The sequence below is a fragment of the Streptomyces sp. NPDC014864 genome, assembly GCF_043081525.1.
Lineage (GTDB): Bacteria > Actinomycetota > Actinomycetes > Streptomycetales > Streptomycetaceae > Streptomyces.
The window spans coordinates 125,518-147,358 of record NZ_JBIBWT010000013.1; the positions used below are offsets into that span (position 1 = coordinate 125,518).

General features: G+C 69.8%; 17 protein-coding genes. 2 read left to right on the forward strand and 15 right to left on the reverse strand.

Translation table 11 applies throughout. The features are described 5' to 3' along the window. Nucleotides 1-154: 154 nt before the first annotated feature. The 5 genes from ACF1A5_RS23435 to ACF1A5_RS23455 form a co-directional block, all read right to left on the reverse strand. Nucleotides 155-1,216 carry a C40 family peptidase gene (locus ACF1A5_RS23435; protein WP_392194811.1) on the reverse strand — a complete coding sequence of 354 codons (1,062 nt, stop codon included), beginning with the start codon at nt 1,214-1,216 and terminating at the stop codon, nt 155-157. Between the two features lie 36 nt (nt 1,217-1,252). Then, nucleotides 1,253-1,735, reverse strand: a complete 483-nt coding sequence (locus ACF1A5_RS23440) for a poly-gamma-glutamate biosynthesis protein PgsC/CapC (RefSeq protein ID WP_356184245.1) — start codon at nt 1,733-1,735, stop codon at nt 1,253-1,255. Further along, nucleotides 1,732-3,402: a poly-gamma-glutamate synthase PgsB gene (pgsB, locus tag ACF1A5_RS23445; RefSeq protein WP_392194812.1), complete on the reverse strand. Its 1,671-nt coding sequence runs from the start codon at nt 3,400-3,402 to the stop codon at nt 1,732-1,734. The genes ACF1A5_RS23440 and pgsB overlap by 4 nt, the downstream gene beginning before the upstream one ends. A 6-nt stretch (nt 3,403-3,408) precedes the next feature. Next, complete coding sequence (locus tag ACF1A5_RS23450; RefSeq protein WP_392194813.1) at nt 3,409-5,718, reverse strand: HAMP domain-containing protein; 2,310 nt, start codon at nt 5,716-5,718, stop codon at nt 3,409-3,411. 255 nt (nt 5,719-5,973) lie between these two features. Continuing rightward, nucleotides 5,974-7,155 carry a CapA family protein gene (locus ACF1A5_RS23455; RefSeq protein WP_392194892.1) on the reverse strand — a complete coding sequence of 394 codons (1,182 nt, stop codon included), beginning with the start codon at nt 7,153-7,155 and terminating at the stop codon, nt 5,974-5,976. Between the two features lie 59 nt (nt 7,156-7,214). On the opposite strand from ACF1A5_RS23455, the gene ACF1A5_RS23460 reads away from it, so the two are divergent. After that, on the forward strand, nt 7,215-8,180 hold the full coding sequence (locus ACF1A5_RS23460; RefSeq protein ID WP_392194814.1) for a hypothetical protein: 966 nt from the start codon (nt 7,215-7,217) through the stop codon (nt 8,178-8,180). A gap of 173 nt (nt 8,181-8,353) precedes the next feature. On the opposite strand, the gene ACF1A5_RS23465 is transcribed toward ACF1A5_RS23460, so the two are convergent. Then, the gene (locus tag ACF1A5_RS23465) at nt 8,354-8,839 is read right to left on the reverse strand and encodes a hypothetical protein (RefSeq protein ID WP_392194893.1); all 486 of its coding nucleotides are present in this window, start codon (nt 8,837-8,839) and stop codon (nt 8,354-8,356) included. Between the two features lie 65 nt (nt 8,840-8,904). Between ACF1A5_RS23465 and ACF1A5_RS23470 the strand changes: the two genes are divergently transcribed. Then, on the forward strand, nt 8,905-9,291 hold the full coding sequence (locus ACF1A5_RS23470) for an NTP pyrophosphohydrolase (protein WP_392194815.1): 387 nt from the start codon (nt 8,905-8,907) through the stop codon (nt 9,289-9,291). Between the two features lie 89 nt (nt 9,292-9,380). Here the strand turns inward: ACF1A5_RS23470 and ACF1A5_RS23475 are convergent, their stop codons facing one another. The 9 genes from ACF1A5_RS23475 to ngcE form a co-directional block, all read right to left on the reverse strand. Further along, nucleotides 9,381-10,904 carry an amino acid permease gene (locus ACF1A5_RS23475; RefSeq protein WP_392194816.1) on the reverse strand — a complete coding sequence of 508 codons (1,524 nt, stop codon included), beginning with the start codon at nt 10,902-10,904 and terminating at the stop codon, nt 9,381-9,383. Nucleotides 10,905-11,061: 157 nt separating this feature from the next. Then, nucleotides 11,062-12,990, reverse strand: a complete 1,929-nt coding sequence (dxs, locus tag ACF1A5_RS23480; RefSeq protein ID WP_392194817.1) for a 1-deoxy-D-xylulose-5-phosphate synthase — start codon at nt 12,988-12,990, stop codon at nt 11,062-11,064. 264 nt (nt 12,991-13,254) lie between these two features. Continuing rightward, entirely contained in the window at nt 13,255-14,547 is a 1,293-nt protein-coding gene (locus ACF1A5_RS23485) for a sugar ABC transporter permease (RefSeq protein ID WP_356184226.1), read from the reverse strand. Next, nucleotides 14,544-15,335 (reverse strand): ATP-binding cassette domain-containing protein, encoded by a 792-nt coding sequence (locus tag ACF1A5_RS23490; protein WP_356184224.1) that lies wholly within the window; start codon nt 15,333-15,335, stop codon nt 14,544-14,546. The genes ACF1A5_RS23485 and ACF1A5_RS23490 overlap by 4 nt, the downstream gene beginning before the upstream one ends. Nucleotides 15,336-15,522: 187 nt before the next feature. Next, nucleotides 15,523-16,623, reverse strand: coding sequence for a sugar ABC transporter substrate-binding protein (locus ACF1A5_RS23495; RefSeq protein ID WP_392194894.1), 1,101 nt, complete (start codon nt 16,621-16,623; stop codon nt 15,523-15,525). A 133-nt stretch (nt 16,624-16,756) separates the two neighbouring features. Then, nucleotides 16,757-17,956, reverse strand: coding sequence for an ROK family transcriptional regulator (locus ACF1A5_RS23500; RefSeq protein WP_392194818.1), 1,200 nt, complete (start codon nt 17,954-17,956; stop codon nt 16,757-16,759). A 312-nt stretch (nt 17,957-18,268) separates the two neighbouring features. Continuing rightward, nucleotides 18,269-19,192, reverse strand: a complete 924-nt coding sequence (locus tag ACF1A5_RS23505; RefSeq protein ID WP_392194819.1) for a carbohydrate ABC transporter permease — start codon at nt 19,190-19,192, stop codon at nt 18,269-18,271. Between the two features lie 4 nt (nt 19,193-19,196). Beyond that, nucleotides 19,197-20,123 carry a carbohydrate ABC transporter permease gene (locus ACF1A5_RS23510; RefSeq protein WP_392194820.1) on the reverse strand — a complete coding sequence of 309 codons (927 nt, stop codon included), beginning with the start codon at nt 20,121-20,123 and terminating at the stop codon, nt 19,197-19,199. A gap of 85 nt (nt 20,124-20,208) precedes the next feature. Continuing rightward, nucleotides 20,209-21,654, reverse strand: a complete 1,446-nt coding sequence (gene ngcE / locus ACF1A5_RS23515; protein ID WP_392194821.1) for an N-acetylglucosamine/diacetylchitobiose ABC transporter substrate-binding protein — start codon at nt 21,652-21,654, stop codon at nt 20,209-20,211. Between the last annotated feature and the right edge of the window lie 187 nt (nt 21,655-21,841).

A 21,841-nucleotide genomic window follows, 5' to 3' on the forward strand; every position in this document is an offset into this window, starting at 1 on the left:
GCGAAAACCCTCCGCAGGCCTCCTGCCGTGCCCGCGGAGCGCGCCCCGGCTCGCCCTTGCGGCGGGTGGGAAGGGGGGCGGTCGTCACTGCGAGCGGGTACGGGCGGGCGCGGGGCCGCGGCTCCGCCCGCTCACGGTGACGGTTGCGGTCCGCTCACAGCCGCTTGGCGCTGCGGAAAAGGCCGGCGTAGAAGCCGTCGCCGTCGATGCGGGACGCCCCGCCCTTGTCGCCCATCGTGGGGCCGTTGACCTCCTTGCGGCTGGAGACGAAGACGCGGTGGCCCTCGGAGTCCAGGCCCAGGTAGAGGCCGACGTGGTCGATGTGGTTGCCGGTGCGGTGGTCCATTTTGAAGAACAGCAGGTCGCCGGGCTGGAGGACGTCGATGTTCGCCGGGCGGACGTACCAGGGGGACGGGCCCTGGAGCTTGATGATGTCGACGCCGGCCTTGGAGCGGGCCATGCCGTCGGCGGTGCGGGGCAGCCCGTCGCCGAGGGCGTTGGACGCCATCAGCGGATAGCGGGCGCGGTAGCCCCAGACCATCCGCATGAAGCCGGAGCAGTCCAGCGCCCGGTAGCGCTCCTTGCGCGGGTACAGGGTGGTGCCGTTGCGGAAGGTGTACGGGATGCCGAGGTAGTCGTAGAAGTCGTTCTGCTCCAGGCGGTCCACGCCGTCCGCCTTGAACGGGCCGAACACCGCGTCACCGGCGTACGGGACGCCCGAGGAGTTCTTCTTGACCGGCGCGCCCTGCACGTACTGGAAGGCGATCGCGAAGATGTCGTCCTCCTGGCTGCCGTAGTACTCCTTGAACCAGTCCTTGAACCACTGCTCCTTCTCGGCGCCCTTGGTCCAGGGCTCGGGCATGAGTCGGACCCAGTCGTCGGTCACGACGCGCGAGGTGGTGGCGGCCGGTTCGGCGAAGGTGCGCGAGGGGCCCTTCAGGGTGGCGGTGCGGGCTCCGTCGGTGAAGGTGGCGACGACCGCTCCCCCGGCGTCCCGCAGCACCGAGCGCGCCGGGTTGTTCAGGCGCTCCCAGCTCTGCTTGCCGGTGGCCCTGCCGCCCGAGTTCTTCAGGGCCGCGTTGTCGGTGACCGTCTGCGCGGCCGGGACCTTCGCCTGTTCGTCCTTGCGCAGCTCGTAGGTGAAGTACGCGCTGCCCGCGAGCAGCGCCAGCACCGTCGCCGCGTGGACGACGGGCCGGCCTTTGCGCTTCGGCATGGTGTGGGCTCCAGGTGTGCGGTAGGACGGGCGGGTTCAGGCGGACGGCAGGGCGCCGAGGAGGATGCCGGCGGTCAGGACCACGTAGGTGGCGAGGGTGACCGAACCGGTGGACAGCAGCGTCGCGCCCTTCGGCTGACGCACCAGCTGGTAGCCGATCAGACCGGGGACGATGAAGCCGAGCGTCTGGTTGGCGTACAGCAGCGGGAACTCCATCTGCAGCACGATGATCACCGTGGCCTGGATGAGCACGCCGGTGAGCACCACGGCCGCGAACAGCCGCTTGCCGTAGAGGATCACGAACTTCTGCAGCAGCAGCGTGGTGACGTACGTCAGTACGGTCACCCCGACAACCAGCGCCGCCCGCTGCAGGTCCTCGATCAGGGTCAGCGCGAGCCAGCCCGGCGTGATCATGCCGCCCGGCGACAGGTTGGTCGTCAGGTAGCACATCAACGAGAACATCAGGCCCAGGCCGATGCCGATCGCGGCGATCTCGGGGGTGAGGACGGAGGGGATCAACGGTGCTCTCCTGGGCTGTGCCACTGCTGGTGGTCGTCTGCGGGGTGCGGGGGCCGGACGCGGGGTTCGAACAGGCCCCGCGAGCGGTCCTGGGGCGGGTTCTGGCCCTGGTGCTGCGCCTGGGACTGGTGACCGCCCTGGTGCTGGGGCAGGTCCTGGTTCTCGCGCTGCGCCTGGTGCTGGGGCGAGCTCGGGACCTGGGGCGGGCCCTGGTGCTGGTGCTGCGGCCAGGCGCCCTGGGGGTGCGGCCGGGCGTGGGCTCCCTGGACCGCGGGCTCCTGGTACGGGTGAGAGGCCTCGCGCTGCTGGGGGATCTCCGGGGCCTGACGGACCTGCGCGTACCGCGACTCGTACGCCTCCGAGTAGGGCTGATAGGGGTCGATGCGCGGCGCGTAGAGCTGCATCGTCTCGACGTGCTCGGGATGACGGGCCGGCTCCGTGCGCCCGGCCGGGGCCGTGGGCGCGGTGGGCGAGTCGTCCGGGCTGTCGTCGGCGGGGAGTTCGGCGAGATGCTCCAGGAGCACCTCGCCCTGGCCGTGGATGTTGCCGATGGCGACCAGGGAGGAGTCCGGGCCGAGCCGGCCGAGCAGTTCGGCCATGAACTCCTCGGGGTCGCGGCGGTCGCCGCCGAGGTCGACGGCCCGGCCGCGGTACTCGGCCGGGATGGCGTCGATGGCGGACTTGGCCGGGTGGCCGATGACGAAGACCTGCTCGGGGTCGAGGTCGGGGATGATCTCGCCCATCTGGCCGTTGCGCTCGACGCGGTCGGGGCGGCAGTTGATGACCACGTTGAGCGGGCGGTGGATGGCGCCGAGGTCGAGGAGCTGGTTGATGTTCATCAGCGTCGACTCGGGGTCGTTGGCCGCGAAGACGTTGGCGAAGCGCAGCTTCTTGTCGTCGTGGGTGAGGTAGCGCTCGACGGAGAGCACGCCGGGGTCCGGCGGGGCGTCGTACATGCCCTGCAGGGCCGTCTCGCGCTCGACGCCGAGCAGTTCGGCGACGGCGAGCGCGATGGCGACGTTCTCCTTGAAGGTGAACCAGCTGAAGCCGCGCAGCTCCTCGTCGCTGACCGTCTCGGGGTCGGCGTAGATCAGCTCGCAGTTCCGCGCGTCCGCCTCCTCCTGGAGGATGTGGAAACGATCCTTCTCCGCGGTGACGCAGATGCCGTCCTCCGGCATGGACCGGCACAGCGAGCGGGCCACGTCGTCCAGGGTGGGGCCCATCTCCGCGAGGTGGTCCTCACGGACGTTGCAGAGCACGCCGATGGTGGAGCGGATCAGCTTGGACTGGTTGATCTCCTGCAGGGCCGGCATCACCGCCATGCACTCGATGACCAGCGCGTCCGGGTTGTACGCGGCAGCCCGGCGCACGATGCCGATCTGCTCGACGACGTTGGCGATGCCGAACTTGCGGTAGACCGGCTCCTCGGTGGCGTCCGGGTGGATGAACCGGGCCGCGGTGCCGGTGGTCTTGGCGACCGTGGCCAGACCGCCGCCGCGCAGGGCGCCCGCGCAGAGCCGGGTGATGGAGGACTTGCCGCGGATGCCGTTGACCAGCACCCGGGTCGGGATGTTGTCCAGGTTGGTGAAGTGCCGCCGCTGCTCCACGATGCCCGCCACGAGCAGAATCGCGCAGCACACCAGCAGCACGGTGTAGAGGAAGAGCACCGGTGATCAGTTCCTTACGTACTGCTGGTCCTGCGGGCCGTGGGGGTCGTGTGGCCCGTACGGGGACGGGTCCTGCGCGCCGCCGGCGCGCTGGGGAGTGCCGCGCTGCGGCTGCTGCCGGCGCTGGTCCTGGAGCTGCTGGCGGACGAGTTCCAGGGAGCGGGTGACCGCCCCGACCTCGTCGTGGTGCTGCGGGAAGAGCACGGTCTTGCGGTCGCCGCCGGCCAGGGCCTCGGCCCGGTCGGCCAGCGCACGCAGCGGCCGGGCCACCACGATGTGCAGCCAGCCGAGGCAGGCGGCGGCCGCGGCGGCGCCGAGCAGACCGGCCAGCACGGTGCGGTTCTGGGTGTCGTACTCGGGGATGGCGAGCCGGTCGGCGGGCTGCCAGCTGACCACGCTCCAGCCGAGCGACTCGGCCGGGCCGCTGCCCGCGAAGGGCGCGGCGGCGGCGATCCGCACGCCGCCGTGGCGGTAGAGCACCCCGCCCGCGCGGGCCTTCCTGCCGAGCGTCTGGCCGGTGGCCGCGACGAGGTCCTCCAGATGCTCGTCGGGCAGCGAGTCGAAGGCGAGGAAGCCGGTGTTGCCGGCGATGACCTCGCTCTTGTCGTCGACGAGACGGACCACGCCGAGGCCCGGCCGCTTCAGCAGCGCGTTGAGGAACTCCGCCCGGAACTCGCCGACCAGCGCGGCGCCGTCCCGCCCCGGGATCTCGGCGGTGCCCACGACGACGGGCTCCTTGCCGCCGTGGCCCAGCAGCCGGATCGAGGTCTCGGCGGCGCGCTCGGACCTGACCACGCGGGGTTCCTTGCCCTGCCGGGCCAGGACCTCGCCGGAGGCGTCGACGACGTAGAGCGACCGGTAGCGCTGGTTCTCGTGGACGGTGCGCTCCAGCACCGCGTCCATGGCGGCGGGCTCGGTGCGGTTGCCGATGAGGGACGCGACCGACTGGAGGTCGACCTCGCCCTCGTTGAGCGCGCGGCGCACCCGGTCGCTGAGGGTGTCGGTGCGCTCGCGCTGGTCGTTGACGAGCTGCTGCGGAACGACGGCCGTGCTGTCGGCGCGGTTGAGCAGCAGCATCAGCGGCGCCGACCAGGCCAGCAGCAGCACCGCGCAGGCCACGAGCAGGGCCCGGGTGCCCACCCGGCGCGGCCCGCGCGGACGCGCCGGGGCGCCGGTGGCGTCGGCCCTCTCGCCCATCAGCTGCCGCCGCAGGCGTTCCAGGGCGCCGCCGATGCGGTGCGCCTCGCCGTAGCCGGGGACGGTGACGGGCCGGGTCAGGTCGCCGCGGGTGAGTCGGCGGGACTCCAGGAACAGCCGGATCAGCGGGCGCTGCACGGTGCCCACCAGCACGCCGACCGCGATGCCGCCGACGAGGAGCAGCGCGCCGCCGGCCAGCAGGCCGAAGACGGGCGAGGTGGGACGGGTGGGGTCCTCGGCGACCTTGACCATGGCCACCACGGACAGGCCGAGTCCGGAGGCGGTGGTGATCTCGCCGGGCTCGGGAGAGGCCAGCGTGGCGTAGCCGGCGACGGACTGCTCACTCAGCATGCGCCCGCCGAGCAGGCTGCCGCTGACGCCCTGGTAGCCGCCGGTACCGGGCGTCTTGCTGCTGCGCGGGTCCTGCCGGGCCTCGCGGGCCGCGCTCCGGGCGAAGTCCTTGAGCTGCTTGCGGGAGGCGGTGATCTCCTGGCGGTCGAGGCTGGTGCGCACCTGCTCCGGCTCGGCGATGCCGTCGCTGCTGAGGATGGAGCCGCTGCGGTCCACGACCGCGATCGAGCGGAACTGACCGAGGCTGATGCCCGGGAACTTCAGGTTGTTGGAGGCCACGAGCAGCAACTGCGGCTTGCCCGGCCAGGACAGCAGCGCGAAGGACAGCAGGCGCACCTCGCCGTTCCTCAACTTGACCATACGGGGGGCGAGTCCGCCCTCGTCGCCCAGGGCCGAGGTGTCCACCGAGGTCAGCGGCACGGTCTCGCCGCGGGCGGCGACCAGCTTGCCGCTCTCGATCTCGACGACGGCGGTGCCCATCCACTTCTGGTACGTGCTGCCGAGCTTGTCGAGGACGGCGTCGCCGGAGACCGGCCGGCCGGCGCTGAACAGCGCGGCGGACCGGGTCACGTCGGTCACGGACTCGTCGATGGAGGCCCGCAGCGCGATGGCGCCGTCCTCGGCGAAGTGCTGCTGGGACGTGAGCACCGCCTTCGGCACACCGGCGTTGTCGGCGCGGCCCAGCACGAGTGCCGTGATGCCGGCGAGCGACAGCAGGAGGACCGACAGGACCGCGATCGGTGGGCGGATTCCGCCGATCAGCGACATGTCGGCTCGTCGGCGGGCTCGGTGCTGCCGCGCCGGGGGCGGAGACGCCAAGGGACGGTCCTCTCAGGCTCGTGCGGGCGGTCGATCCCGCACGGGAAGCAGGGTGAAGCGTGGGCTGGACGGGGTCCGGGCACACCGGTGGGACTGGTGCACCCGGAATCCAGACAAGTAAGGACCGGGTGAGGTTGCAGTAAGCGCAACGTGATCTGTGCAACATCGGCGTTTCGCCCGGTCAGGACCGGGCAGAAGCCGTCGCTATTCGGATATCGGCGTCAGCGGCTTCAGCCCGTCCTGGGCCGCTCCCCGGTTCAGCAGGGTGCCTTCGGTGCGCTCGAAGGCCAGGCGCAGCCGGGCCCGCTGACGGCCCGTGAGGTCGTGGTCGTCCCGGAGCGCGGCGGGCACGTCGAGCAGCCGGTAGTCGCGCGCGTCGTCGTCCGTGGCCGTGGTGGTGCCGCCGCTCCCGGTGTTCTCGGCATCCGGCGGGATCTCCAGCAGCGTCGGCTCGAAGCGGGGCTGGACGTCCCAGGTGCCCCTGCCGCGCTCGGTGAAGGTGAACCAGGCGATCACGCCCTCCTCGGTCAGGCCGGTCGGCACCTCGTGCCGGGCGATCTGGTTGCCGAGGCCGTAGGCGATCCAGGTGCCGTCGACCTTCTCCATGGGCTGGACGACGTGCGCGTGGTGCCCGATGACCAGGTTGATCCCGGTCTCCTGGGCGATCTGCCGGGCGAAGGTGAGCTGCGAGGAGGAGGGGTTCGGGTAGTGCTCGCGGCCCCAGTGCAGGGAGAGGATCACCACCTCGGCGCCGCCCTTGCGGGCCCGCTGCTCGGCGGCCTTGATCCGGCCGAGGTCCTGCTGGTTGGCCAGCCAGGGCTTGTCCTTCGGCAACCGGTGGGGCTCGTTGAACCCGTAGGCGAAGGATATCTGCGCGACCTTGACGCCCTTGACGTCCATGATCAGCGGAGTGAGCGCGTCCTTCTCCGTCCGGAAGGAGCCCGTGTGCTTGACCCCGGCGGCGTCCAGAGCGTCCAGGGTCCGCTTCACGCCCTCGTATCCGTGGTCGAGGGTGTGGTTGGAGGCGGTGGAGCAGGTGTCGTAGCCGAGGTCCTTGACCGTCTTCGCGGTCTGCGGCGGCACCTGGAAGTCCGGGAAGCCCTCGAAGGGGCCGTTCGGCTTGCCCATCACCGGCTCGTAGTGGCAGATCGCCAGGTCCGCCCTGCTGATCACCGGCTTGATGCCGGCCATCATGGGTCCGAAGTCCAGCCCGGCCACGCCCTTGCCCGTCCGCTCGGCGTCCTTGCGCGCCTGGTCGACGAGCTCGGGATGCATCAGGATGTCCCCGGCGGCGGCGACGGTGAAGGTGCGTCCCCCGCCCTCGTCGTCCCCGTCGCCGGAAACGAGGCCGCAGCCCGCGACGGCGGCGACGAGCGGGAGGGGCATCAACAGGGTCAGCAGGGTGCGGCTACGGCGTCTGGTCACCGGGATATCTTGATACAACCATGAGAGCCAACAGCTCACGCATCATAACGATCGCAACAATTCTGCTGGTCATCGCCGGTCTGGCCGGTACGGCGACCGTCGTGCTCCGCGCCTCCCACGGCCCGCGGGCGACCGGCGGCGACCGCGCGGACGGCCGCGCGGACGGCGTCGACCTGGCCCGTGTGGTCGCGGACTACACGAGCCGGTTCGGCCCGGACCGCGGCTACCGGCCGCCCACCCGGGACGATCGCACCCGGGTCGCCGAAGCGGTCGGGCAGCTCCTCGACGGCCGTCGCGTCCAGGCGCAACAGCAGCTCTCGCAACTGGACTTCACCGTTCGCACCCTGGTCGACCGGGTCTCCGGACACCGCTACGCCGAGATCGCCGACCGCACCGACGACGCCGTGGCACCGCGAGGCTGGGGCCGGATGTACGTCGACCTCGACCACCGCGCGCGCTGGTCGGTCCAGGTCCCGCACCCGGTCGCCGACCAGGGCACGGAGCAGCTCGGCGTCGGCGTCCTGCGCGGCTCCCCGGGCGGCATCCTCGTCATTGCGGGAGCACATCGCAAAGCCGGACGCGGGGACGCGGCGGACGTGGCGCACCGCCGGGACACCGTCTTCGACGCGGTGTGCGACGAGCTGGCCCGGCGCCGGCTGCCCGGCATCCAGGTGCACGGCTTCGCCGACGACTCCGCGCCCGGCTACGACGTCGTCGCCTCCACCGGCAGGGGGTCGGCGGGCCGCGACGACGGCCGCCGGCTCGCGGCCGCGCTGCGCGCGAAGAAATTCGCGGTGTGCCGGGCCTGGGCCCGCTCCTGCCCGCTGGAGGGCCACGAGAACGTGCAGGGCGGCCGGGCCGACAGTGAGGATCTCCCCTTCCTGCACGTCGAGTTCGCCCACGCGGTACGCGACGACGAGTCCCGGATGGAGCGCGCGGTGACAGCCGTGAACACGGTCACTGCGCGCTGGGCGCGCGAGCCGTGAGCAGGTGCGCATCCCGTCGATGACGCGAGGGTGGTCGGCGGACGGGCGGGCGGTGACGGCGGTGGACACGGTGACGGCCCGCTGGGCGCGAGAGTCCTGAGTAGGTGCATGCGCCCGCTCGGGGCCACCGAGGCTGGTGAAAGTGGATTCTCTTCCCGCCGGGCCGGCCCTAGCTAGTTGTCGAACCAGACCACCAGACGGACGTTCTCGGCCCCGTGCCGCTTGGCAAGTACGCCCATCACCGCCCGGACGTCACCCCAGTCGTCGTCACTCACGGCCTGGCGCCGGGTGAGCCGACCACCGGGCGCGGACGACCCCGTAATCGACTCCATGCTGTCCCAGTCGGCCTCCTCCCATTCGGCCCAGCTGATCCACGACGGGCTGTGCGAGTCGTCCCGTTCCCGCTCGAAGGCCCGCGTGACGGCGTGCGAGGCGTCGTGCGGGAAGCCGCGCTGCGCTGCAAGCGGCTCGAAGGACCGCACCCGGACGCCGAAGAGGCAGCCGAAGGCTGCATAGGACCGGCCGTCATAGACATGCTCCAGAGCGATCGCCGGGTGCCAGCGGAAGAACAGCTCATCGTCATCGGGTTCGGAGCTGTCGACACAGCTGTTCCTGACCTCGATGAATCCATGGATGTCCGTGCCCATGAAGCCGATCATGGCAGGCACGGCAGGTCATTGTGCAGCAGATATCTGCTGCGTGAAATCCGTGCGACGCTGGAGCCATGGCTGAGGACACCGACACCACTCCCCCGCTCGTGATCGTCGACGGTGCGAATGTCGTCGGGTCGGTGCCCGACGGGTGGTGGCGGGATCGCAAGGGTGCGGCGGAGCGGCTGCGGGACCGGCTGGCGGCGGCGGGTGTGCCGGAGCTGTCCGGGCCGGCCGAGATCGTCCTCGTGGTGGAGGGCGCGGCGCGCGGCGTGGAGCCGGTGCCGGGGGTGCGGGTCGAGGCGGCGTCCGGCAGCGGTGACGACCGCGTGGTCGAGCTGGTCGAGCAGGCCGGCGACCGCGCCGTCCTGGTCGTCACGGCGGACCGGGAGCTGCGGCGCCGGGTGACGGCGCTGGGCGCCGAGGTGACCGGACCGCGCGCGGTGCGCGGGCGCGACTGAGCGGAGCGGGAGCCCGCCCGGTCGGGCCGGGTGGGCCCGTGGCCTTCCCCGGCCTGCGTCAGCCGCCATACACCCGCCGGCGTCGTGGCCTAAGGCGTCGTGCCGCTGCCCGGCCTGGTGGTCTCGCCGGTCGCGGTGCCCTCACCCCGGGCGAGCCGGCTGTGGGTACGGCCGTAGAGGAAGTAGACGGCGAAGCCGATCACCATCCAGATCGCGAATCGCAGCCAGGTCTCGGCGGGCAGGTTCAGCATCAGCCACAGCGAGGCGCACACCGACAGGATCGGGATGACCGGCACCCAGGGGGTGCGGAAGGCGCGGTGCAGGTCGGGGCGGGTCCTGCGGAGGATGACGACGCTGATCGCCACCACGATGAAGGCGAACAGCGTGCCGATGTTCACCAGCTCGGCTAGCTCGCTCAGGCTGGTGAAGCCCGAGATGATCGCGATGATCACGCCGAGCAGGATGGTCGGCCGGTGCGGGGTCCGGAAGCGCGGGTGGACCCGTGAGAAGAAGCGCGGCAGCAGCCCGTCACGGCTCATCGCGAAGAACACCCGGGTCTGCCCGAGCAGCAGGATCATGCACACGGTGGTCAGGCCGACGGCGGCGCCGAAGCTGATCAGACCGGCGTAGAACGGGTGCCCCACGGCCTTGAAGGCGTCCGCGAGGGGGGCGTCGACCGACAGGTTCCTGTAGTTCTGCATGCCGGTCACGACGATCGACACCGCCACGTACAGCACGGTGCAGATGAGCAGCGAACCGAGGATGCCGCGCGGCATGTCGCGCTGCGGGTGGCGGGTCTCCTCCGCGGCGGTGGCGACGATGTCGAAGCCGATGAAGGCGAAGAAGACGACTGAGGCGGCGGTGAAGATGCCCATGACGCCGAAGTTGGCCGGTGCCCAGCCGAACATCAGCTGGATGAGCGGGGCCTTCAGGGTGTCCACGGCGGCCACCGACTGGGTGGGCGGGACGAACGGCTTGTAGTTGCTGCTGGTGACGAAGAACGCCCCGGCGACGATCACGAGCAGGACCACGGCCACCTTGATGGCGACGACGATCGAGGTGACGCGCGCGGACAGCTTCATGCCGAGCACGAGGATGCAGGTGAGCACCAGGACCAGAGCGGCGGCCAGGACGTCGAAGCCGAAGCCCGAGGTGCCCTCCCGGCCCGCCAGGTAGGCGGGCAGGTGCCAGCCCGCGTTGTCCAGAAGCGAGCGGACGTAGCCCGACCAGCCGACCGCCACCACCGCCGTGCCGAGCGCGAACTCCAGGATCAGGTCCCAGCCGATGATCCAGGCGGGCAGCTCCCCCAGGGAGGCGTACGAGAACGTGTACGCGGACCCCGCCACCGGGACCGTGGAGGCGAACTCCGCGTAGCAGAGCGCCGCTAGGGCGCAGACCACGGCCGCCACGACGAAGGCCAGCGACACCGCGGGGCCCGCGTTCTCCTTGGCGACCTTGCCGGTGAGAACGAAGATGCCGGTGCCGATGATGACCCCGACGCCGAAGACGGTCAGGTCGAGGGCGGAGAGGGATTTCCTGAGCGCGTGCTCCGGTTCCTCGGTGTCCTGGATGGACTGCTCGACGTTCTTCGTCCTGAAGAGCGCACTGCTCACGGGCCTACCTCCCACGCGCGTCGTCCTCGACATGATCGAGAGGGCTGGGGATGCGTATGCCCCGGTACAGGCAGGTTCACGCAGACGGGCCGGTTCCGCCACCGGTACAGGGTGGTGGAACCGGCCCGGAGGATCCCGTCGGGGCCGCGCCCGCGGCTCAGTCGCGCGCGGGCTGCACCTCGTCGACGTCCGCGGTCGGCCGGTCGAACCGGCCGTCCAGCTTGGCGACCAGTCCGGTGACCTGGCGGGCGATGTCCGGCGCGGTCAGGCCGATCTCCGCCATCACCTCGGCGCGGGAGGCGTGGTCGAGGAAGCGCGGCGGGATGCCGAAGTCGCGCAGCGGCACGTCGACGCCCGCGTCCCGCAGGGCCTGGGCGATCGCGGAGCCCACACCTCCGACGCGGGAGTTGTCCTCGACGGTGACGACCACCCGGTGCCGGTCGGCGAGCGGGGCCATGGCCGCGTCGACGGGCTTGACCCAGCGCGGGTCGACGACGGTGGTGGAGATGCCCTGCCGGTCGAGCAGTCCGGCGATCTCCAGGCACATCGACGCGAGGGCGCCGACGGAGACCAGCAGGACGTCCGGCCGGTCGGTGCCCGGCTCGCGCAGCACGTCCATGCCGCCGACGCGGCCCACGGCGGGTACGGCGGGGCCGACGGCGCCCTTGGAGAAGCGGACCACGGTCGGCGCGTCGTCGACCTCGACGGCCTCGCGCAGCTGGGCGCGGACCTGGTCGGCGTCGCGCGGGGCGGCCAGCCGCAGACCGGGGACGACCTGGAGGATGGACATGTCCCACATGCCGTTGTGGGAGGCGCCGTCGGTGCCGGTGACGCCGGCCCGGTCCAGGACGAAGGTCACGCCGCACTTGTGCAGCGCCACGTCCATGAGCACCTGGTCGAAGGCACGGTTGAGGAAGGTGGCGTACACCGCGAACACGGGGTGCAGCCCGCCGTGCGCGAGGCCGGCCGCGGAGACGGCGCCGTGCTGCTCGGCGATGCCGACGTCGTAGACCCGGTCGGGGAAGACCTTGGCGAACTTGTCGAGGCCGACCGGCTGGAGCATGGCGGCGGTGATGGCGACGACGTCCGCCCGCTCCTCGCCGAGCCGGACCATCTCGTCGCCGAAGACGCTGGTCCAGTCGGCGCCGGAGGAGGCGATCGGCAGGCCCGTGTCGGGGTGGATCTTGCCGACGGCGTGGAAGCGGTCGGCCTCGTCCTGGAGGGCGGGCTGGTAGCCGCGGCCCTTCTCGGTGAGGCAGTGGACGATCACCGGGCCGCCGAAGCGCTTGGCGCGGGCCAGCGCGGACTCCAGGGCCTCGATGTCGTGGCCGTCGATCGGGCCGACGTACTTCAGGCCCAGGTCCTCGAACATGCCCTGCGGGGCGATGAAGTCCTTCAGGCCCTTCTTGGCGCCGTGCAGGGTGTCGTAGAGCGGCCGGCCGACGACCGGGGTGCGCTCCAGCAGGTCCTTGGTTCGGGCCAGGAAGCGCTCGTAGCCGTCGGTGGTGCGCAGGGTGGCCAGGTGGTTGGCGAGGCCGCCGATGGTGGGCGCGTAGGACCGCTCGTTGTCGTTGACGACGATGACCAGGGGGCGGTCCTTGGCGTCGGCGATGTTGTTGAGCGCCTCCCAGGCCATGCCGCCGGTCAGCGCGCCGTCGCCGATGACCGCGACGACGTGGCTGTCGCGCCGGAGCAGCTCGTTGGCCTTGGCGATGCCGTCGGCCCAGCCGAGGACCGTGGAGGCGTGGCTGTTCTCGATGACGTCGTGCTCGGACTCGGCCTGCGAGGGATAGCCGGACAGGCCGCCCTTCATCTTCAGGCGGGAGAAGTCCTGGCGGCCGGTGAGCAGCTTGTGCACGTAGGACTGGTGGCCCGTGTCCCAGAGCACCTTGTCCTTGGGCGAGTGGAAGACCCGGTGCAGGGCGATGGTCAGCTCCACGACACCGAGGTTGGGACCGAGGTGGCCGCCGGTCTTCGCGACGGCGTCGACGAGGAAGGTCCGGATCTCCTCTGCCAGCTGGTCCAGCTCCTCCAGGCTGAGCCGGTCCAGATCGCGCGGTCCCGTGATGCGGGTCAGCAGCGGCACCCGTGCCTCCTTGCAGTAGAGCTGATCGAGCTGTTGCCGGGCTTGTCGAGTCTAATGTTCCGCCCGAGCGCCCGGTGTCCGGGCCGTGCGTCTTGAGTCACGCGAACGGCCCCACCCCGGGGGACGGCCGCGCCCGGGCCGTGCGGCACGGGCCGGACCGCGCCGCACGGCCCGAGGGGCACGGCCGTACGGGCATCACCGTGCGGGCATGACTGTGCCCGGTACCGCCATTGGTACCGGGCACAGTGGCCTGGGTCGGCGGCGCTACGCGCGGCCGGCCGTCTTCTGCGTCTTGCGGGTCACCGCGTCGATGACGACGGTCGCCAGCAGCACGCCACCGGTGATCATGTACTGGACCGGCGAGGCGATGCCCTCCAGGGCGAGGCCGTACTGGATCGAGACGATCACCAGCACGCCGAGGAGCGCGTTCCAGGTGCGGCCCCGGCCTCCGAAGAGGGAGGTGCCGCCGATCACGGCCGCCGCGATCGCGTTCATCAGCAGGTCACCGCCACCGGCTCCCTGGTTCGCCGAGGCGATCTTGGAGGCGATGAACAGACCGCCGATGGCCGCGAAGGTGCCGGAGATCGCGAAGACCGAGATCCGGACCATCTCGACGTTGATACCGGCACGGCGCGAGGCCTCGACGCTGCCGCCGAGCGCGAAGATCTTCCGGCCGTAGGCGGTACGGCGCAGCACGAAGTCGGTGATCATCAGCATCCCGACGAAGATCACCACGGCCAGCGGCAGACCCTTGTACTGGTTGAAGACGATCGCCGCGGCGAAGGCGACCACGGCCAGCAGCGCGGTGCGCAGGATGGTCTCGCTCAGTGGCCGGGACGGCACACCGGCGGCCTCGCGGCGCTTGTTGCCGAAGAAGGAGCTGAGGAAGAACAGCACGGTCACCGCGATGGCCAGGCCGTAGGCGGCGGCCACGTCGGAGAAGTAGTAGCTGGTCAGCTTGGCCACCAGGCCGTCGCTGTTCAGGTTGATCGTGCCGTTGTCGCCCAGGATCTTGAGCATGAAGCCGTTCCAGAACAGCAGACCGGCCAGGGTGACCGCGAACGCCGGCACACCGATCTTCGCGAAGAAGAAGCCGTGGATCGCGCCCGCGACCGTACCGGTGAGGATGGCCAGCACGAAGGCCAGCACCTCGTTCATGCCGTTGGTGACGTTCAGCACCGCGAAGCTGGCGCCCGCCACACCGGAGACGGAACCGACCGACAGGTCGATCTCGCCGAGCAGCAGGACGAACACGATGCCGACGGCGATCATGCCCGTGCCGACCATGGCGACGGAGATGTCGGAAAGGTTGCCCGCGGTGAGGAAGTTGGAGTTCAGGCTCTGGAAGATGATCCAGATGATGGCCAGACCGAGGACGACCGGGATGGAGCCGAGGTCGCCGGCCTTCATCTTCCGCTTGAACTCGGTGAGGTAGCCCGCGAAGCCCTGTTCCCGCACCAGCAGGCGGGGGTCGACGGCGACGTCGGAGCCGCGTGCCGCCTCGGGGTTCTCCACGACCGTGTCCTCGGGGGACGCGGAGGTCTTGTCGATGCTCACTTCTTGATCTCCCCATTGGTGCGCGCCGCACGACGGGTCACGGCGTTGTCCGTGGCGCCGGTGATGGCGGAGATGATCTCTTCCTGCGAGGTCGACTTGACCTCGAAGACGCCGTTGTTGCGGCCCAGGCGCAGGACGGCCACCTTGTCGGCCACCGCCTTCACGTCGGCCATGTTGTGGCTGATGAGGATCACGGCGTGACCGCGTTCCCGCAGCCGCTCCACCAGGTCGAGGACCTGGGCGGTCTGCTCGACGCCGAGGGCGGCGGTGGGCTCGTCGAGGATGACCAGCTTGGGCTCGCCGAGCATGGAGCGAGCGATGGCCACGACCTGGCGCTGACCGCCGGAGAGCGAGGCGATCGGGATGCGGACGCTGGGGATGCGGATGGACAGCTGGTCCAGCAGCTCGCGGGAGCGGCGCTCCATCTCGACCTCGTCCAGGACGCCGTACTGGCGGAGCTCCCGGCCCAGGTAGAGATTGCCGACGACATCGATGTTGTCGCACAGCGCGAGGTCCTGGTACACCGTCGCGATGCCCAGGTTCTGGGCGTCGTGCGGCTTGTTGATCTGGACGGACTTGCCTTCCCATTCGATGGCGCCCTCATCGATGGGGTGCACGCCGGCGATCGTCTTGACCAGCGTGGACTTTCCGGCGCCGTTGTCGCCGACCAGGGCGACCACCTCACCGGCGTGGACCTCAAGCTCTACGTCGGTGAGCGCCTGGACGGCACCGAACCGCTTGGAGACCCCGCGCAACGCCAGCACGGGCGTAGCGGACACGTGAACCATCTCCTTCGCCGCCTGACCCGGCGGGAGGTTGTGCAGAAGAGTATGGGGGAGAGTTCCGTCCGGCGCCCCGCACGAGCTTGCGGGGCTGTCTGATGGCGGGGCGCCGGAGGAGCCTTGGGGTGCGCCGTCGTCCCGTCAGGGGAATTCAGGGGTGAATTCGCCTAGGGGGAAGGGCGCGTGCGGCTGCTTACTTGAGACCGATCTTGTCGCAGGCCTTCTTGTACTGGGCCGTGCAGATGTCGGCGGCGGTGTAGACGCCGTCCTTGATGACGGTGTCCTTGATGTTGTCCTTGGTCAGCGAGGTGACCGGGACCAGGACCGACGGGACGCCCTTGGTGGTGGGGCTGTCGACCTTGTCCTTGGCGACCGAGTCGAGCGCCTTGCCCTGGGCCAGGTCGACGGCCATGGTGGCGGCGGCCTCGGCCTCGGGGGCGTACGGCTTGTAGACGCTCATGTACTGCTCACCGGCGACGATGCGCTGGACACCCGCGAGCTCCGCGTCCTGGCCGGTGACCGGGATGTTGGAGAGGCCGGCGGCCTTGAGGGCGGTGATGATACCGCCGGCCATGCCGTCGTTGGCGGAGTAGACGCCCACGAGGTTCTTCTTGCCGATGGCGGAGATGGCGCCCTCCATGTTGGAGTTGGCGTTCTCCGGCTTCCACTCCTTGGTGTCGTACTCCTTGCCGACGTTCACCTTGCCGTCGAGCACGGAGTGCGCGCCCTGCTTGAACTGCGCGGCGTTCGGGTCCGTGGAGGAACCGTTCATCATGACGATCTTGCCGGACTTGGCCTTGGAGCCGAGCGCCTTCAGCAGCGCCTCGCCCTGGGTCTTGCCGACGGTCACGTTGTCGAACGAGGTGTAGGCGTCGATCGGGCCCTGGGCCAGACGGTCGTAGGCCACGACCGGGATGCCCGCGTCCTTGGCCTTCTGCACCGAGTTCTTGATGGCGGCGGCGTCCACGGCGTCGACGATCAGCACGTCCACCTTGTTGGTGATCATGGTGTCGACCTGCTGGTTCTGCAGGCTGGCGTCCTGCTTGGCGTTGGCGTAGACGACCTTGCCCTTGTTGTTCGTGAGCTCCGCGACCTTCTTCTCGATCAGCGGGCGGTCGAACTTCTCGTAGCGCGCGGTCTGGTTCTCCGGAAGGAGCAGACCGACCTTGATGTTGTCGCCCTTCTTCGCGCCCGAGGTCGACTTGGAGCCGCCACCGGACTCCTTGGCGCTGCCACAGGCAGCAAGCGAGACGGCCATCGCACCAGCAGCAACGGCAAAGGCCGCACGACGCATACGCGTGTTCACTTCACAAACCTCCCTGACGAGGCCGCGTCGTTGCGGCCGAGGTGGCTGGAAGTCAACTCGGCCACACGTGCGACGTCAAGAAGTAAATCCTTAACGAGATGGCAACGGTGCCATCCGTTCTCTAAGTGAAGGCAGGAGCGGCCATGGAGAGCGTGCCGTCCAAAAGGGTCGAATCGCCCATCTCGCTGAGCGCGAGAGCGAGCGCCCCGAGCACCTCCGCACGGCCGCCAAGGGCCCCCGGGAGGACGGAGAGCTGGCGTGCGGCGCTGGGAATGGCGTAGCGGCCGACGGACTCCCTGATCGGCCCGAGCACCAGCTCACCGGCCTCGGCGAGATCACCGCCGAGCACGACCCGGCTCGGGTTCAGCAGGTTGCAGAGGTTGGCGACTCCACTGCCGATGTGACGGCCGACGTCGGCGATCACCCGACGGCAGCCCGGATCACCGTCCCGCGCCAGCCGCACGACGCCTTCCATCGTGAGGTCGGTGCCATGGCTGGACTGGAGCAGCGGCAGCACGTACCGGGCGGCCGTGAAGGTCTCCAGGCAGCCCCGGTTTCCGCAGCGGCAGACGGGGCCGGATTCATCAAGGGTAATATGCCCGATTTCACCTGCTGTGCCGCCGGGGCCGCGGTAGATCTTGCCGTCGATGACCAGGCCGGCGCCGACGCCGCTGGCGATCTTGATGTAGGCCAGGTCCTTCACGCCCCGGCCGCTGCCCCAGACCAGCTCGCCGAGGGCGCCGAGGTTGGCGTCGTTGTCCACGTGCACCGGCACGCCGAGGCGCCCCCGCAGCTCCTCGGCGGGCTTGATGCCGGTCCAGCCCGGCAGGATGGCGGTGGAGCCGAGGGTGCCCGACTCCACGTCGATCGGTCCGGGAACGCCCAGGCCCACGCCGGCGATCTTGGAACGGTCGACCCCGGTCGCCGCGATCAGGCGGTTGACCAGCACCTCCGCCCGGTCGAAACCCTCGGTCGAGGAGGCGTCCACGTCCAGCGGCTCGGCCTCCTCGGCCAGCACCTGATGGGCGAGGTTCCCGATCGCGACCCGCAAATGGGTATGCCCGAAGTCGACGCCGATGACGATGCCCGCGTCCCCGCTCAGGGACACGCTGCGCGCCCGGCGGCCGCCCGCCGAGGTGGGCGTGACCTGGACCGTTCCGCCGTCCTTCAGTTCGCGCACGATATTGGAGACCGTCGCCGCGGACAGGCCCGTGGTCCTCGCGATCTCCGCCTGCGTGAGGGACCCGGCCAGGCGCACTGCACGTACCACCCGCTCCAGGTTGGCTCGGTGCAGTGACGACTGCGACCCTGGAGTCTCCACGACGACCTCCTGAGCGCGGGGCCGCTTCGGCGAGGCCCCGTCTATGTCCAACTAGTGAACTCTAAGCTGAGCCGTTCGGGTTGCCTCCCGTCAAGAGGTTGAGCCGTTTCCGGGGCGTTGGACACACTTGCGCCCCGCACCCGGCCGTCCCCCAGGGAGTGGCCGGGTGCGGGGTGCGGGGTGCGGGGCGCCGTGATCGCGGGCCGGCGCGGTGCGCGGGCATGAGAGGGCCGGGGGTCGCGGGCCGCTCGGGCGGGTGTGCCCCCGAGCGGCGCCGGACCGGCGCCGCCTGGTGCCGGAGCCGGGCCCGGACTACTTCAGGGCGCCCGCCGTCAGGCCCTGGACCACCTGGCGCTGGAAGATGACGTAGGCGGCCAGGACCGGGAGCATCGCCATCACCAGGCCGGCGAAGAGGCCGGACCAGTCGCCCTTGTAGCCCTGGCTGACGGCCAGCTGCACCAGGCCCTGGGTGAGGACCCGCTTGTCCGGGTCGGTGTTGAGCACCGTCGGCAGCATGTACTGGTTCCACTGGCCGAGGAAGTTGAAGATCCCCACGCTGATCAGCCCGGGCTTCGCCATCGGCAGCATGATCTGGAAGAACGTCCGGGTGTGCGAGGCCCCGTCCACGAACGCCGCCTCGGCCACCGAGGTGGGCAGGGTCCGGAAGAACGCGGTGAGGAAGAACACCGTGAAGGGCAGCGAGTAGGCGATGTAGACCAGGATCAGCCCGTGGATCGTGTTCAGCAGCCCCATGTTGTTCACGACGTAGAACAGGGGCACCAGCGCCAGCATGATCGGGAAACTCATGCCGCCGATGAACAGGAAGTAGATGAAGCGATTCCCCGGGAAGTCGAAGCGGGCCAGTACGTAGGCCGCCATGGACCCCAGCACCAGCGTGCCGATGAGCGACCCGCCCACCACCAGGACGGTGTTCAGGAAGTAGTCGCTCATATTGGCGTCGGTCCACGCCCGCGCCCAGTTGTCGAAGTGGAGTTTGTCCGGCAGGGACCAGGGCGAGCCGAAAATGGAGCTGTCGTCCTTGAAGGACGTCATCACCGCCCACACCAGCGGCATGACCACCATGATCGCCCAGATGACCAGAATGCCGTGCGAGAAGACATTGAGTACGCCGCCCTCCCGTTTCTCCGGGCGCGGCCTCGGCGCCACCGTCTCGATCTTCGCGACGGTGATTCCGGACTCGGCCGGAACGGGGGCGGGGGTCTCGGTCGTTTTCATGTGATCAGAACTCCAGCCGCTCGCGCCGGCCCAGCCGCATCACCACGGCGGCGAAGGCCAGCGTGACGACGAGCAGGGCGACGCCGATGGTGGTGGCATAGGCGGCCTGCCCGTCCCGGAACGCCTTCTGGTACACGTACAGAACCATGACGGTGGTCGAGTAGTCGGGGCCGCCGGGACCGGTCGTCATGATCTGTACGACTGCGAACGACTCGGCGCCGAGGGCGAGGATGCCCATGTAGACCCAGCCGGACTGCACGGTGTCCCACAGCAGCGGCAGGGTGATCCGGAAGAACGTGGTGAACCGGCTGGCCCCGTCCAGCAGCGCGGCCTCGTACATCTCCGCCGGGATGGAGGCCATGCCCGCCGAGAACAGGACCACGAAGAAGCCGACCGTGGACCAGACGAGCACCGCCATCACGCACCACAGCGCGAGTCCGGGGTCCCCCAGCCACAGCGGCTGCACCCCGTCGAGCCCGATGCCGCGCAGGAGGGAGTTGATCGCTCCGCTGTCCGGGTTGTACGCGAAGGCGAACAGCAGGGCCACGATCGCGATCGACAGCACCTGCGGGAAGAAGTAGACGATCTTGTAGAACGACGAGCCGCGGACGCCGGAGACCACCGGCCCGCCCCTCCTGCGCCGTCCGCCCACATTGATCATGAAGGCGAGGAACAGCGCCAGACTGATCGTCACCAGCGGCAGCACCAGGGCGAACAGCAGGCTGTGCTGCAGCGACTTCCAGAAGATCTCGTCGTCGAGCATCCTCTTGTAGTTGTCGAACCCGACCATCCCGAATTCGGGGCTCAGCCCGGTCCAGTCCGTGAACGAGTAATAGATGGACTGGATGAACGGCCAGACGACGAAAAGCGCGTACAGCCCCAGGGGGACCGCGAGGAACCCCACGACGAACCGGTACTTGCCGTGCTGCATTGCTACCGACCCCGTTCTCTGGGCGGGTGGTGTCACCCGGTCCGGCCCGGCCGGCCCAGGCCGTACCGGACCGGGTGACGGACCCTCACTGGTGCTTGTAGTGCTTGATCGACGTGTCCTTCGCGGCCTCGTCGGCGAAGCCCTGGATCTTGCTGATGGCCTCGGCCGGGGTGAGCCGGCCGGCCATCATCTCGCCGAGGCCGGCCACACCGATCTTCTCCTTCTCGAGCTGCACGTACCAGTCCTGCAGCCGCGGATTCACCACGTTGGACCCGGCCTTCTCCAGCGCCGCGACGCCGGACTTCAGACCCGGGGTGAGGGTGATGCCGGTGGTGCCGCCGTTGTACGCGGTCAGCGACTTCACCTTGGCCGTGAAGTTCTTCGAGGAGGCCTCGCTGAGCATGATGCGCAGCTGCTCCATGCCGCCCTCGGCGTTCTTCGCTTTGGCCGGGACGATGAAGGGCTCACCGCCGGAGGCCCAGATGGTGCCGAAGGGCATCTTGTCGGAGCCGTCGAGTCCGGTGGGCGCGGAGACGGCGAGGTCGAAGTCCTTCGGGATGACGTTGGCGGACTCGTTCTCCACCCAGGAGCCGTTCGGGATGAACAGCGCCTTGCCCTTGGCCCATGCGGTCTGCGACTGGATGTGGTCCAGGCCCGGGGTGCCCTTGAGGACGTAGCCCTTCTTGTAGAGCTCGTAGTAGGCCTCGAAGCAGGCCTTGACCGCCGGGTGCTTCCAGGCGTTCGGCTCCAGGTTGTCGATCGCGTCGAGGACCTCGCGGCCGCCGACCTTGCCGATCATCGGGTACAGCGAGAACGGGAGGTAGTACGGGTACTTGCCGGCGTACGTCCAGCCCGCCATGCCCTTCTTCCTGGCCTTCTCGCAGACCTTGAGCATCGCGTCCCAGGTCTCCGGGTACTGCTCGTCGAGCGAGTCGAGCGCCTTCTGCGAGTACCAGACCCCGTAGACCGTGTAGGCGTAGTAGAGGATCCAGACCGGCTTGCCGTCGAACTGGCCCATCTCCACGATGCCCGGGCGCAGCGTGTCGCGGACCTTCTTGCCCGGGTCGTCGTACGAGGGCGCGTCCAGCAGCGGAGTGAGGTCGGCGAGCTGGTTCTTGCCGACGAGGACGCCCATGTCCATCTGCTCGGCGCCGGAGTTGTCGATGAGGTCCGGCGGGTTGCCCTGGTTGAATCGGGGCTGGAGCGTCGACTGGATCTTCTGGGTGGCGGCGAACTTCACCTTCGCCTTGGGAAAGCCCTTCTCGTAGACCTTCACCGCGTCCTCGGCGTACTCCTTGCCGAAGCCGCCGTCGAACAGGACGAATTCCATCTGCGCGGTGTCGTTGACGCCGAGCGGGTTCTTCGCTGTCTTCTTGCCCGCTTTGGCCTTGTCCTGGCCCCCGCCGCCACTGCTGGCGCACGCGGACAGGAAACTCATCGCGGGAACGCTGATCAGGCCGAGTGCGGCGGACCGCTTGATCAGATCGCGGCGGCCGACGCCACCGTGGTTGTCGGCGGAAGTGGATCCCATGCTCAAGTCCTCGCCTTCTCCAGGACTCAGGCGGTGAACCGGATCCTCCCCGGCACCGCGGTCAGGTGAAGCTGGGTCGTGCAGGAAGTACTTCGTGCGTCATCCACCGGGATCGCGGGGAATACAAGGAGGCCGGCGCGTTTCGCACGTCGAACCACCCTTTCCGGCTCCCCCGGTGCCCGCTTCC

Excerpts from the sequence above, each read along its gene's own strand:
- ACF1A5_RS23470 (WP_392194815.1), top strand. The coding sequence starts at position 8,905 with ATGGCTGAGGACACCGACACCACTCCCCCGCTCGTGATCGTCGACGGT.
- ACF1A5_RS23495 (WP_392194894.1), bottom strand. The coding sequence starts at position 16,623 with ATGCGTCGTGCGGCCTTTGCCGTTGCTGCTGGTGCGATGGCCGTCTCG.
- ACF1A5_RS23435 (WP_392194811.1), bottom strand. The coding sequence starts at position 1,216 with ATGCCGAAGCGCAAAGGCCGGCCCGTCGTCCACGCGGCGACGGTGCTG.
- ngcE (WP_392194821.1), bottom strand. The coding sequence starts at position 21,654 with ATGGGATCCACTTCCGCCGACAACCACGGTGGCGTCGGCCGCCGCGAT.
- ACF1A5_RS23455 (WP_392194892.1), bottom strand. The coding sequence starts at position 7,155 with ATGCCCCTCCCGCTCGTCGCCGCCGTCGCGGGCTGCGGCCTCGTTTCC.
- ACF1A5_RS23490 (WP_356184224.1), bottom strand. The coding sequence starts at position 15,335 with ATGGTTCACGTGTCCGCTACGCCCGTGCTGGCGTTGCGCGGGGTCTCC.
- ACF1A5_RS23465 (WP_392194893.1), bottom strand. The coding sequence starts at position 8,839 with ATGATCGGCTTCATGGGCACGGACATCCATGGATTCATCGAGGTCAGG.
- ACF1A5_RS23450 (WP_392194813.1), bottom strand. The coding sequence starts at position 5,718 with ATGTCGCTGATCGGCGGAATCCGCCCACCGATCGCGGTCCTGTCGGTC.
- ACF1A5_RS23505 (WP_392194819.1), bottom strand. The coding sequence starts at position 19,192 with ATGAAAACGACCGAGACCCCCGCCCCCGTTCCGGCCGAGTCCGGAATC.
- ACF1A5_RS23460 (WP_392194814.1), top strand. The coding sequence starts at position 7,215 with ATGAGAGCCAACAGCTCACGCATCATAACGATCGCAACAATTCTGCTG.
- ACF1A5_RS23510 (WP_392194820.1), bottom strand. The coding sequence starts at position 20,123 with ATGCAGCACGGCAAGTACCGGTTCGTCGTGGGGTTCCTCGCGGTCCCC.